Raw genomic sequence first — 12,865 nt, 5'->3', positions numbered from 1 at the left:
AACCAGGGCCGCCCCCGGCCGCATCGGACGCGGGGTCCGCGCCGCCGGCCGGTGCCGGCGGCGCGGACGAGGTCAGGCGATGTCCCGCCGCCGCATCGTCCAGAACGCGGCCACGACCGCGCCCACCAGGGCCACGCCGAACACCACGGCCGACTGCTCCCAGGTGACCAGGTACGTGGCCGGCTCGCAGGCGCCCTGGGAGAACTGGCAGGTGTCGTAGTCGAACAGCTCCGTCTGCTTCAGGAACCACGACTGGGCGTACGTGGAGAGCACGTACCGGTCACCGAACTGGACGCCGAGCACGGCGACCGCGATCCGGATGCCGATCTCGCTCACCGCGAAGATCCCCACCGCCGCGCCCAGGGCCATCGCCGTGTGCCGGCCGAGCGAGGCCAGCGCGAACCCGATCGCCGCCACGAGGAGCGTCATCGCCAGCGCGCGCAGCCCGTCCAGCCCGATCGACTGCCACACTCCGGCGGTCATCTTCGCGGTGCTGCCGCGCCGGCTGGCGATCAGCCAGAACGCCGCCGTCCAGAGGGCGCCGAGCACCACGGTCAGGCCGAACACGGTGGTGAGCAGGGCGGCCAGCTTCGTGCCCAGCACGGTGAGCCGTTTCGGCCGCCAGAGCAGCAGGTTCATCATCCCGCCGGTGTTCCACTCGGCGCCCACGAAGGAGGCGCCGACGATGAAGCCGAACAGCGCCACGGAGGCGGCGAACACGGCGATGAACAGGGGGAACTCGGCCCGGAAGTCGAACTGGTACGGCAGGTACCACTTCGCCTCGAACATGTCGGGCTGCGGCTGGTAGTCCTTGCCGCAGTTCGGGCCGTACCGTTCCTCGGTGTTCTCGCCCCGGGCCGCGGCGGCCTCGCACTCGGAGACGCTGCGCTGCCAGTCCTTGACCGAGTTCTGGTAGTCGTTGTTCGCCTTGGCCTCGGCTGCGGCCACCGTGGCGGGCGACAGCTTCTCGCTGGAGAAGCTGAACGCGGTCGCGACCGTGGCCAGGCCGAGCACCAGCAGCACGAGCATCAGCCGGGTCACCCGGCGCTTGCCGAGCCGGCGCAGCTCGGTGACGAACAGGCTCATGCGCCCCAACCTCCTGCGGTGCCGGTCTGGTCGACCTTGGCGGACTGATCGACCTGACGGTGCTGGCCGGGGACCGGCGCGGTGGCGGTCAGTTCGAGGAAGACGCTCTCCAGGTCGACCGCGACCGGGGTGAGCTCACTGACGTAGAGGCCCTGCTCGGCGAGGAGCCGGCTGACGGTGGCCGGCTTGTCCACACCGGACAGCAGCAGGTGGTCCGGCTCGGTGGCGACGCGGACCCCGGCGCGGGTGAGCGCGTCGGCGGCCTGGGGCAGGTCGCTGACCGCCTCCAGGCGCACCCGCACGGAGCCCTGGGAGTGGGCCGCGAGCACCTGCTCGACCGGCCCGAACGCGACCCGGCGGCCGAGCGAGATGATGGTGACCGAGTCGCAGATGAGCTGGATCTCGCCCAGGATGTGGCTGGAGAGCACCACCGTCATGCCGCTCTCGGACAGCTCCCGCATCAGCCCGCGCATCTCCCGGATGCCGCCCGGGTCGAGGCCGTTCGCGGGCTCGTCGAGGATCAGCAGCTTGGGGTTCTTGAGCAGCGCGGAGGCGACCGCGAGGCGCTGCTTCATGCCGAGCGAGTAGGTCTTCACCCGCTCGCCGGCCCGGTCGCGCAGCCCGACCAACTCCAGCACCTCGTCCACGCGCTGCTTGGGCAGCTCACCGGCCTGGGCGAGCAGGCCCAGCGTGTCGCGGGCGGAGAAGTGGGGGAAGAACTGCGGGCTCTCCACGATGGCGCCGACCTGCCCGGCGACCGCCGGCAGCGCGTGCGGCAGTTCCTGGCCGAGAATGGCCATCCGGCCGCCGTTGGGCCGGATCAGGCCGAGCAGCGTACGCAGCGTGGTGGTCTTGCCCGAGCCGTTCGGGCCGAGGAAGCCGTGCACCTGGCCGGCCTCGACTCGCATGTCGAAGCCGTCGAGCGCGTGGCGGACCCCGCGTTTCCGGCTCCGGTACGTCTTGCGGAGACCTTCGATCTCCAGGACAGCCGACACAGCTGACCTCCCCCGATAAGTAGGCGTCAGCGACACCATACGCGGTATGCACCGGATGGCAATACCCGGTATGCAGTGTCGGCGTGTCGGGTGAGGTCAGGCGCAGACGACGTGCACGCCCGCGTCGCGGAACGCCTGCACGACGGCCGGGGACGCACCGGAGTCGGTCACGAGCGTCTCGATCCGGTCCACCGGGCAGATCCGGGCGAACGCGTGGCCGCCGAGCTTGGAGGAGTCGGCTATCACGACGACCCGCTTGGCCCGCGCGACCATGAGGCTGTTCATCGCCGCCTCGCCCTCGTGGTGCGCGGCGGCGCCGAGCTGCGGGTCGATCGCGTCCACGCCGAGCAGCGCCACATCCAGCGTGACCTCGCGCAGCAGCGCCCCGCCGAGCGGGCCGACCAGCTCGAACGACTTCGGCCGGACCACGCCGCCGGCCACCACCACCTTCATCCGCGAACGCACCAGCAGCTCGTTGGCGATGTTCAGCGCGTTGGTGACCACTGTGAGCTGGGCGCCCTCCGCGCTGGTGTTGAGATCAGGACGGACCGCCAGCGCTCGCGCCACCTCGGTGCTCGTGGTGCCGCCGTTGAGGCCGACGACGGTGCCCGGCGACACGAGCGCGGCTGCGGCCGCGCCGATCCGCTGCTTCTCGGCCGAGTGCTTCGCGGTCTTGTACCGCAGCGGCAGGTCGTAGGAGACACCGTTGGCGACCGCGCCACCCCGGGTCCGGGTGATCATCTGCTGCTGGGCGAGCTGGTCGAAGTCCCGCCGGATGGTGGCCTGGGAGACGTCGAGCCGCTCGGCCGCCTCCTCGACGCTGACCCGGCCGCTGTCGGTCAGCATCTCCAGCAGCGCGTTCCAGCGCGCGTAGCGGTCCACCGCGGGGCCCTCCCCAGACTGTGCGTGAACGGTGATCGGTTGCGTGCACACTAGTGCGCGAAACTGGGTCCGCGCAAAACCCTGCGCTGCGCGAACTGGGAGACGGTTGCCACGGCCGCCCCGCTTCGCGCAGAATGACGCGCGAAAGGCGGCCATATCGCGCCGTATTGCGCAAGGTCTCCCCCGGCGAGGAGTTGTCATGGCGTACGTGCACGCGGAGATCGCGAGCCAGCCCGACTGCTGGCGGGAGGCGGCGCGACTCGCCCCGACCGTCGCCGAGCACCTGCCGCGCCCCGGCGAGCGGGTCGCCGTGGTCGGTTGCGGCACGTCGTGGTTCATGGCCATGGCGTACGCCGGGCTGCGCGAGGCCGCCGGCCAGGGCGAGACCGACGCCTTCCAGGCCAGCGAGTTCCCGGCCGGCCGCCACTACGACCGGCTCATCGCGATCACCCGCTCCGGCACCACCACCGAGGTGCTCGACCTGCTCACCGCGCTGCGCGGGCGGATCCCCGCCACGGTCCTGGTCGGCGACCCGGACTCGGCCGCCGTCACGCTCGCCGGCGCCGCAGTCGCGCTGCCCTTCGCCGACGAGCGGTCGGTGGTGCAGACCCGCTTCGCCACCACCGCGCTCGCGCTGCTGCGTGCCCACCTCGGCGAGGACCTCGGCCGCCTGGCCGCCGACGCCGAGGTGGCCGTACGCGCCCCGCTGCCGATCGACCCGGCCGGGATCGAGCAGGTCACCTTCCTCGGTCGTGGCTGGACCGTCGGGCTGGCCCAGGAGGCCGCGCTGAAGTGCCGCGAGGCGGCCACGTTCTGGGCCGAGGCGTACCCGGCCATGGACTACCGGCACGGCCCGATCTCGGTCGCCGCGCCCGGCCGGCTGGTCTGGGCGCTCGGCGAGATCCCGGACGGCCTGCCCGAGGACGTGGCCGCGACCGGCGGCGCGTTCGTGCACAGCCGCACGCACGGCTGGCGCACGGTGCTGACGAGTTGGTCGGCCGGCCGCAACCCGGTCGACCCGATGGCCGACCTGATCCTGGCCCAGCGCTTCGCGGTCGCGCTCGCCACCAGCCGCGGCCTCGACCCGGACGCGCCCCGCCACCTCACCCGGTCCGTGGTCCTGGCATGAGCGAACGCACCGAGCGCAGCGAGGGCCGTGAGCGCATGCCCAACCGGCACAGCATGAGCGAACGCACCGAGCGCAGCGAGGGCCGTGAGCGCATGCGCGGCTGGCAGACGGCATGAGCGCAGGCGACGAGGTCGTCGTCGCGCTGGACGTGGGCGGCACCGGGATGAAGTGCGCCCTGGTCCGGCCGGACGGCACGACTGTGCACACCGAACGGCACGCCACCGACGCCCAGCGCGGCCCGGAGGCGGTGGTCGGCACGATCCTCGACGTGGCCGAAGGGCTGGCCGGCAAGGCCCGCGCCGACGGCCGTACGCCGGTGGCCTGCGGCATCGCCGTACCCGGTGTGGTCGACGAGGCGCGCGGCGTGGCGGTCTGGTCGGCGAACGTGGGCTTCCGGGACGTACCGTTGCGGGAGCTGGCCGGCACGCGGCTGGGACTGCCCGCGGCGCTCGGCCACGACGTGCGTGCCGGCGGCCTGGCCGAGGCCCGGCTCGGCGCCGGGCGGGACGCCGGCCATGTCCTGTTCGTCGCGATCGGCACCGGCATCGCCGCCGCCCACGTGGTCGACGGGTCGGCCGCCACCGGCGCGCACGGCGCCGCCGGGGAGATCGGCCACATCCTGGTACGCCCCGGCGGCCCGCGCTGCGGATGCGGGCGGGCCGGCTGCCTGGAGGCGGTGTCGTCGGCCTCCGCGATCGGACGCCGGTACGCCGAGCTGTCCGGCGTGCCCACCACCGCCGCTCAGGTGGCCGGCCGCGCGGCCGCCGGTGAACCGCTCGCCGTCGAGGTGTGGCAGGAGGCGGTCGAGGCGCTCGCCGACGGACTCGCCACCGGGCAGGCGCTCTACGATGTGTCGACAGTGGTGCTCGGCGGCGGGCTGGCCCAGGCCGGTCCCCGGCTGTTCGACCCGCTGCGGCTGGCGTTGCGCGAGCGGCTGACGTTCCACCGCGAGCCGCGCCTGGTCGCGGCCGGCCTCGGCGACGAGGCCGGCTGCCTGGGCGCCGCCCTGCTGGCCCTGGACACCCTGGCGAAGGAGAGTCGATGACCCGGCGCGTGACCGGCAAGGTGGTGACCCCGACCGGCGTCATCCGGCAGGGTTGCGTGGAGATCGCGGACGGGCGGATCACCGCTGTCGCCGAGTACCCGTCGGTGCGCGACGGCCACTGGATCGTGCCGGGCTTCGTGGACATGCACACCCATGGCGGCGGCGGGCACACGTTCACCACCGGCGACCCGGAGTCGGCGCGGCGGGCCGCCGCGTTCCACCTCGGGCACGGCACCACCACGCTGCTGGCCAGCCTGGTCAGTTCCCCGTTCGAGCTGATGCGCGACGCCACCGCCGCCTACCGCCCGCTGGTCGAGGCGGGCGTGCTCGCCGGCGTCCACTTCGAGGGCCCGTACCTGTCCGCCGACCGCTGCGGCGCGCAGAACCCGGAGTTCCTGCGCGACCCGTCCACCGCCGAGCTGGCCGAGCTGATCGAGCTGGGCGGAGGCGCCGTACGCATGGTCACGATCGCTCCCGAGCGGGACGGCGCCACCAAGGCGATCGAGCTGCTGGTGTCGCACGGCGTGGTCGCGGCGGTCGGGCACACCGACGCCACCTGGGAGCAGACCCGGGCGGCGGTGGCTGCGGGCGCGAGCGTGGGCACGCACCTGTTCAACGGGATGCGCCCGGTGCACCACCGCGAGCCCGGCCCGGTGGTGGCGCTGCTGGAGGCCCCGAACGTGGTCTGCGAGCTGGTCGCCGACGGCGTGCACCTGCACGACGGCATGCTCGGCTTCGCCACCTCGGTGGCCGGCCCGGAGCGGGCCGCGCTGATCACCGACGCGATGGCCGCCGCCGGCATGCCCGACGGCGAGTACGAGCTGGGCGGCCAGGGGGTCACCGTGGCCGGCGGGGTGGCCCGGCTCGCCCACAACGGCGCGATCGCCGGCAGCACGCTCACCATGGACGCGGCGCTGCGGCACGCGGTCGGCGCGGGCGTGGCCCTGCCCGACGCCTGCCGGATGGTCGCCACCACCCCGGCCCGCGCGATCGGCCTGGGCGACCGGGTGGGCGCGCTGATCGCCGGGCTGCGCGCCGACCTGGTGGTGCTGGACGACGACCTGAACGTGGTACGGGTGATGCGCGGCGGCGACTGGGTGGAGTGATCCGCCCCGGGCGTCAGACGGTGGGCACCTCGACGCCGAGCACCGCCTGCTCGTCCGGGCGGTGCACCAGCACGTCGGCCAGGTACGACTGCACCGCCTGGCGCATCCCGACGTCCCGCCCGGCCTGCTCGGAGAGCAGCCACTTGTGCTCGATGATCTGAGCGAACAGCTCCTGCGGCTCCAGCTTGCGGCGCAGGTGCCCGGGGACCGCCCGGACCACCGGCTCGAAGACCTCGGTCAGCCAGCGGTGCGCCGCCTGCTGCTCGTCGGTCAGGTCGCTCTCCAGCCGGTAGGCGTCCAGGTCGTTGAGGAGCTTGCGGGCCTGGTTCTCCTCCGCGTCCAGGCCGGTCAGGCGCAGCAGCCGCCGGGTGTGGTAGCCGGCGTCGACCACCTTCGGCCGGACCAGGTAGCGCCCGTTGTCGACAGTCGACATGGCCACCTCGGCCACGTCGAAGCCCAGCTCGTTGAGACGGCGGATGCGGCGCTCGATGTCGTGCCGGGCGGTGCGCTCGACCTGCTGCTCGTACGTGATCTCGTGCCAGAGCCGCTCGTAGCGCTGCACGACCTCCTCGCAGACCACCTCCGGGTCGATCGACTCGTGCAGCAGGCCGGCGGCCTGGAGGTCGAGCGCCTCACCGAAGATGTTGACCCGGGCGATCTCCAGGTCCTCGCCGCGCTGGCCGTTGGACAGCGACGGGTGCAGCGCCCCGGTCTCGGCGTCGACCAGGTAGGCGGCGAACGCCCCCGCGTCGCGCCGGAACAGGGTGTTCGACAGCGAGCAGTCGCCCCAGAAGAACCCGGTCAGGTGCATCCGCACGATCAGCGCGGCCAGCGCGTCCAGCAGCCGGTTCATCGTCTCCGGGCGCAGCGTGTTGGAGAACAGCGCCCGGTAGGGCAACGAGAACTGGAGGTGCCGGGTGATCAGCACCGGGTCCAGCGGCTCGCCGTCGTCGGTCTGCCGGTCGGCCACGATCGCGATGGCCTCGACCGACGGGAAGTCGATCCGCTCCAGCGCCCGCAGCAGGTCGTACTCGCGCTCGGCGACCCGCTCGCCGGTCTCCTTCACCGCGTAGACGTACCCGCCGAGCCGGACGAACCGCACGACGTGCCGGGAGATGCCCTGCGGCAGCGCCACCAGGTGCTCGGCAGGCCACTGCTCCAGCGGGGTCGACCAGGGGAGGTCGAGCAGCGCCGGGTCGACGAGAGCCGAGGTGATCCGCACGGCAACCAGTGTGACCGCTGACCCGCGCGCCGCGCTTCCCTTCGTGGCTGGGCACACAGCCGCCGATGCCCGCGCCGCTCGGCGGCCGCCGGCGGCCGGTAGCGTGGTCGCGTGCGTCAGACCTCGGGGGTACGCGGTGACCTGCGGCTGCGGCCGGTCCGGCCGGCCGGGTGGTGGTTCGACGGGCTGCTGCTCGCGGCAGTGGTGGCGCTGACCGTCGCGCTCGCCTCCGGTCACCTGTTCGGCCTCGACCGGGCGGTCGCCGACTGGTCCGGCGAGAACCGCCCGGCCGCCGCCCGCTGGGCGGCGATGACGCTGAACCTGCTCGGCCAGGGCACTCCGCTGACGCTGCTCGCGGCCGGGCTGGGTGTGCTGCTGGCGGTGCGGCTGCGTTCGGTACGGCCGCTGTTGCCGCCGGTGGCCGGGTTCGTGCTCACGTTCTTCACGGTCGGCCCGCTGAAGGTGTGGACGGCCCGCCCGGCACCGAGCGCCTCGGTCAAGGAGCCGTTCCTGGCGCCCGAGCAGACGCTGCCACTGTTCCAGCACGACCTGCCGGTGCGTTTCGCGCAGTCGTACCCGTCCGGGCACGTCGCCAACGCGATCGTCTGGTACGGCGTGCTGGCCCTGCTGCTGGCCCCGTTCGTGCGCACGCTCGGCCGTACCGTGCCGCCCCGGCTGGTCACCGCGGTCCGGGTGGTGCCCCCGGCGGTGGTCTTCTGCACCACCGTCTACCTGGGCTGGCACTGGCTCACCGACTCGGTCGCCGGGCTGCTGCTCGGCCTGCTGCTGGACCGCCTGCTGCGCCGGGTGCCGTGGGGCGACCTGCCGCTGCCCCGCCGGCTCGGTACCGGAGCCCGGCCTGTCGACCAGCTTCACTGATCCCCGTCTCTTGTCCCGGCGCATCGACACCGGTATACATCTAACATCCTTAACAGTTAAGTTTGTTAAATGTAGGAGGTGCACATGCTGGCGAGACGAATCAGCCGCTGGCTGTCGGCGGGCGCCGCCGGTCTGCTGGCCGCGGCCCTGGCCGTGGTCGCTGCCCCGGACGCACGCTCGGCCGTCGTCGACGACGAGGCCTGCCGCCCGGACGGGCTCTACCGCACGGCGGGGGTGGCCGTGCCCTACTGCACCGTCTACGACACGGCCGGCCGGGAGAAGATGGGCGCCGACCACCAGCGCCGCATCATCGGGTACTTCACCAGCTGGCGCACCGGCCGCAACGGCGCCCCTGCCTACCTGGTGAACCAGATCCCGTGGCAGAAGGTCACCCACATCAACTACGCGTTCGCGCACGTCGACGGAAACAACCGGATCTCCACGGGCAGCCCGACCGCCGCGGGCAATCCGGCCACGAACATGACCTGGCCCGGCGTGGCCGGCGCCGAGATGGATCCGAGCCTGCCCTACACCGGCCACTTCAACCTGCTCAACAAGTACAAGAAGCAGCACCCGAACGTCCGCACGCTGATCAGCGTCGGCGGCTGGGCCGAGACCGGTGGATTCATCGACGACAGCGGCAACCGGGTGGACTCCGGCGGTTTCTACCGGATGACCACCACCGGCACCAACACGGTCAACACCGCCGGCATCAACACGTTCGCCGACTCGGTGGTCACGTTCCTGCGCACCTACGGCTTCGACGGCGTGGACATCGACTACGAATACCCCACCTCGAACAACAAGGCCGGCAACCCGCTGGACTTCGCCCAGGCCGACGCCAAGCGGGCCGGGCTCAACGCCTCGTACCAGGAGCTGATGCGCACGCTCCGGGAGAAGCTCGACCGTGCCGCCGCCACCGACGGCAAGCACTACCTGCTCACCGTGGCCGCGCCCGCGTCCGGGTGGCTGCTACGCGGCATGGAGTCGTACCAGGCGTTGCAGTACCTCGACTACGTCAACGTGATGTCCTACGACCTGCACGGCGCGTGGAACCACTTCGTCGGGCCGAACGCCGCCCTCTACGACAACGGCGACGACGCCGAACTGGCCGCCGGTGGCGTCTACGGCGCGTACTCCGGCATCGGCTACCTCAACACCGACTGGGCCTACCACTACTTCCGTGGGGCGATGCCGAGCGGACGGGTGAACATCGGCGTGCCGTACTACACCCGGGGCTGGCAGGGCGTCACCGGCGGCACGAACGGGCTGTGGGGCCGGGCGGCGTTGCCCGACCAGACGAAGTGCCCGGCCGGCACCGGCGGCTCCATCGGCTCCACCACCCCCTGCGGCAACGGCGCGATCGGTATCGACAACCTCTGGCACGACCTCGACAGCGCCGGCAACGAGGTGCCCGGCGGCGCCAACCCCATGTGGCACGCGAAGAACCTCCAGCAGGGCATCACCGGCGACTACCTGGCCGGGTACGGGCTCACCCCGGCCACCGACCCGGCCGACCGGCTCAGCGGCAGCTACGCCCGGAACTACTCGTCCGCGCTTGTCGCGCCCTGGCTGTGGAACGCGGAGAAGAAGGTGTTCCTCTCCACCGAGGACGATCAGTCGATCGCGGCCAAGGCCGACTGGGTGGCCGCCAAGGGCGTCGGCGGCGTGATGATCTGGGAGCTCGCCGGTGACTACGCCTACGACTCCGCCAAGGGCCAGTACGGCATGGGCGACACGCTCACCACGCTGCTCTACGACAAGTTCAAGAACGCGCCCGCGTACGGCGCCCGCAAGGCCGGCATCACCATGCCGGCGAGCACGCTCGACGTGACGGTCGGCATGGGCGGTTTCGCACTCGGCGACAACAACTACCCGATCAACCCGGAGCTGCGGCTGACCAACAACACCGGCGCGCCGATCCCGGCCGGGGCGCAACTGGAGTTCGACTACCCGACCACCACCCCGGCCACGCTCAGCCAGCAGTCCGGCTGGGCGCTCACCACGGTCTCCACCGGTCACACCGGCAGCAACGTGGGCGGCCTCAAGGGCGACCACAACCGGGTACGTCTCACCGTGCCGGCCGCCATCGCGCCCGGCGCGTACGCCGAGGTGACGCTGAACTACCAGCTGCCGATCTCCGGCCCGGCGAACGTCACGCTCGCCTTCGGCGGCCAGACGTACGCGCTGGTCAGCGACTGGGCACGCGGCGGCACAGCGGTCACGCCGTCGCCCACCCCGAGCGGCTCCACCTCGCCCGGCGAGGGCACCTGCACCGCACCCGCGTGGTCGGCGGCCACCGCGTACTCCGGCGGCGCGACCGTCTCGTACAGCGGGCGCACGTGGAGCGCGAAGTGGTGGACCCAGGGCGAGACGCCGGGCAGCGCGGCGGTCTGGGCCGACCAGGGTGCCTGCTCCGGCTCCCCGACGCCGGGCCCGACCGGCTCGCCCACGCCGACGCCCACCGGCTCCCCGGCGCCGACGCCCACCGGCGGGGTCTGCACCGCGCCGGCCTGGGTCGCAGGTACCGCCTACTCCGGCGGCGCGGTGGTCTCCTACGGCGGGCACCGGTGGACCGCGCGGTGGTGGACCCAGGGCGACGTCCCCGGTGCCAACAGCCAGGGTGTCTGGACCGACAACGGGCTCTGCTGACCCGGACGCGGTGCCGCCGGCGCAATGCCGCCGGCGGCACCGCGACCTTCACCCCACGCCTGTCCGGTCACTCCTGCGGGCGGCGCGCGGCGGGCGGGCCGGTGGGCGGCGGCGGTGGCGCGGGCGTGGTCTCCCGGAGCAGCGCGGTCAGCCCGGCGCGCCGGGCCACCACCGTCAGCCGGTCACCGGCCTGGATCACCATGCGCGGATCGGCCGACCAGTCGGCCTTCTGGTTCGGGCGGGTGTGCGCGAGCAGGCGTACCTCGCCGGGCCGGGGCACCGCGCTCAGCGGGCTCCCGTCCAGCGGCGAACCGGCCACCACCGGCACCTCGGTGACCAGCAGCGCGTGCCGGTCGACCGGGATGGTGGCGACCACAGCGCGATCGAGCAGGGCCGCCGCGAACGCCGGCGCGGCCAGATAGGACACGCTGCGCGAGATGCCGATGCCGAACGCCTGCTGGATCCGCTCGGCGAAGTCGCCGTCGAACAGCCGCAGCACCACGCGCAGGTCCGGGTCGAGGGACCGGGCGATCAGCGCGGCCCGCAGGTTCGTCCCGTCGTCGGTGGAGACCACCACGAGTGCCTGGCAGGTGTCCACCGACGCGGACCGGAGCGTCTCCTCCCGGCCCGCGTCGCCCACGATCAGCGGCACGCCCAGCCGGCGCGCCAGCGCGGCGCCACGAGCGTCCGGGTTCTTGTCGATCGCCACCACCTCGACGCCGAAGTCGTGCAACTGCGCCATCACCCGGGTGCCGATGTTGCCCAGCCCGACCATCACCACGTGCCCGGCGCGGTCCGGCTGCACCCGGCCCGCGTGCAGCGCCAGCCGGGCGTTGACGACGCCGTCGACCACCGCGGCCGTGATCAGCGGGATCAGCGCCAGCCCGGCCAGGTTGAGCACCACCTGCATCACCTGGGCCGCGACCGGCTTGTCGACGTCCGGATCCTGGCCGGTGAGCGTGGTGACCAGCGTCAGGTAGACCGCCTCGCTCCAGCTCACGTCGGCGGCCCGGGCGTTGAGCCAGCCCAGCGCCGCGATCACCCCGAGCAGCACCAGCACCGCGATGCCGATCTTGCGGGTGGCGAAGTGGCGGACCGCGCGCAGCAGAACGGCGACCGGCTGCCGGCGCCGCCGCGCCCGCACCAGCCGCCGCGCGGCGACCTCGGTGCCCGCCGGCCGCCCGGTCGCCTCGGCCAGCACCACGTCGGCCGCCGCCTCGTCCGCGGGCAGCACCCGGACCAGGTCCGGATCGGTGGTGACGGCCAGCCCGCAGACCACGTCCTGCGGGCGTACGTCGTCGCGGCGGGCCACGTAGAGCGTGCGCCCGGCGTGCCGGAAGTGGGTCGGCGCCACCTCGCCCAGCGCGGCGGCGACGAAGGCGGGGGCGGCGATCGAGGCGTCGGAGAGCACCGCCGAGTCGGGGAAGAGCTGCCGCAGCCCGTCCGCCAGGTTGGTGTTGAACATCCGCACCACCAGGCGCAGCCGCGACTCGACCTCCTGGGCGCAGAGCGCGGCGTGCATGTTGCCCACGTCGTCCTGGTTCAGCAGGGCCAGCCCGGCCGCGCCGGCCAGCCCGGCCCGGCGGAAAGCGGCCTCGTCGAGCCGCTCCGCCGTGACCACCCGTACCCCCGGCACGTCCCGCCCGTCGGGGCCCTCGGACCGGCGGCGGCCCGGCACCACGAGCGTGACCCGCACCCGGCCGTCGGCGCTGTCGGTGGCGAGCAGCGACCGGACCACCCAGTACGCGAGCGGGTCGGAGCCGCAGATCACGTAGTGGGGGCGTTCGTCACCGTTCATCCGGAGCCGCCAGCCGGTCGCGCGGCGCGCGCGGTCGCGCAGTGGCTCGGCCATGTCCGGATCGTAGTCAG

At 73.2% G+C, this 12,865-nt stretch carries 10 protein-coding genes; 5 read left to right on the top strand and 5 right to left on the bottom strand.

Annotated elements, in window-relative coordinates; all coding sequences use genetic code 11:
• Positions 1 to 72: 72 nt before the first annotated feature.
• The 3 genes from ABIH81_RS10400 to ABIH81_RS10390 form a co-directional block, all read right to left on the bottom strand.
• A complete protein-coding gene (locus tag ABIH81_RS10400) occupies positions 73 to 1,086 on the bottom strand; it encodes an ABC transporter permease subunit (protein ID WP_349880087.1) in 1,014 nt (337 codons plus the stop codon).
• Positions 1,083 to 1,994 carry an ATP-binding cassette domain-containing protein gene (locus ABIH81_RS10395; RefSeq protein ID WP_349881062.1) on the bottom strand — a complete coding sequence of 304 codons (912 nt, stop codon included), beginning with the start codon at positions 1,992 to 1,994 and terminating at the stop codon, positions 1,083 to 1,085. The genes ABIH81_RS10400 and ABIH81_RS10395 overlap by 4 nt, the downstream gene beginning before the upstream one ends.
• Positions 1,995 to 2,177: 183 nt before the next feature.
• Entirely contained in the window at positions 2,178 to 2,963 is a 786-nt protein-coding gene (locus tag ABIH81_RS10390; RefSeq protein ID WP_091322195.1) for a DeoR/GlpR family DNA-binding transcription regulator, read from the bottom strand.
• Positions 2,964 to 3,162: 199 nt separating this feature from the next.
• Here ABIH81_RS10390 and ABIH81_RS10385 point away from each other — a divergent pair, with 199 nt between their 5' ends.
• The 3 genes from ABIH81_RS10385 (at position 3,163) to nagA (ending at position 6,243) form a co-directional block, all read left to right on the top strand.
• A complete protein-coding gene (locus ABIH81_RS10385; RefSeq protein ID WP_349880086.1) occupies positions 3,163 to 4,092 on the top strand; it encodes a sugar isomerase in 930 nt (309 codons plus the stop codon).
• 112 nt (positions 4,093 to 4,204) lie between these two features.
• On the top strand, positions 4,205 to 5,137 hold the full coding sequence (locus ABIH81_RS10380; protein ID WP_349880085.1) for an ROK family protein: 933 nt from the start codon (positions 4,205 to 4,207) through the stop codon (positions 5,135 to 5,137).
• Positions 5,134 to 6,243: an N-acetylglucosamine-6-phosphate deacetylase gene (gene nagA, locus ABIH81_RS10375; protein WP_349880084.1), complete on the top strand. Its 1,110-nt coding sequence runs from the start codon at positions 5,134 to 5,136 to the stop codon at positions 6,241 to 6,243. Before ABIH81_RS10380 ends, nagA begins: the two co-directional genes overlap by 4 nt.
• Before the next feature lie 13 nt (positions 6,244 to 6,256).
• Here the strand turns inward: nagA and ABIH81_RS10370 are convergent, their stop codons facing one another.
• Positions 6,257 to 7,465: a DUF4032 domain-containing protein gene (locus ABIH81_RS10370; protein ID WP_349880083.1), complete on the bottom strand. Its 1,209-nt coding sequence runs from the start codon at positions 7,463 to 7,465 to the stop codon at positions 6,257 to 6,259.
• A 111-nt stretch (positions 7,466 to 7,576) separates the two neighbouring features.
• On the opposite strand from ABIH81_RS10370, the gene ABIH81_RS10365 reads away from it, so the two are divergent.
• Together ABIH81_RS10365 and ABIH81_RS10360 are read left to right on the top strand one after the other, a co-directional pair.
• Positions 7,577 to 8,344 carry a phosphatase PAP2 family protein gene (locus ABIH81_RS10365; RefSeq protein ID WP_349880082.1) on the top strand — a complete coding sequence of 256 codons (768 nt, stop codon included), beginning with the start codon at positions 7,577 to 7,579 and terminating at the stop codon, positions 8,342 to 8,344.
• Positions 8,345 to 8,428: 84 nt separating this feature from the next.
• A complete protein-coding gene (locus ABIH81_RS10360) occupies positions 8,429 to 10,996 on the top strand; it encodes a glycosyl hydrolase family 18 protein (protein WP_349880081.1) in 2,568 nt (855 codons plus the stop codon).
• A gap of 67 nt (positions 10,997 to 11,063) precedes the next feature.
• Here the strand turns inward: ABIH81_RS10360 and ABIH81_RS10355 are convergent, their stop codons facing one another.
• Positions 11,064 to 12,848 (bottom strand): NAD-binding protein, encoded by a 1,785-nt coding sequence (locus ABIH81_RS10355; protein ID WP_349880080.1) that lies wholly within the window; start codon positions 12,846 to 12,848, stop codon positions 11,064 to 11,066.
• Positions 12,849 to 12,865: the final 17 nt, after the last annotated feature.

The sequence above is a fragment of the Micromonospora sp. HUAS YX12 genome (genome assembly GCF_040215685.1).
GTDB lineage: Bacteria > Actinomycetota > Actinomycetes > Mycobacteriales > Micromonosporaceae > Micromonospora > Micromonospora tulbaghiae.
The sequence above is the reverse complement of the archived record's forward strand: the minus strand, read 5'-3'. Positions and strand labels throughout refer to the sequence as shown.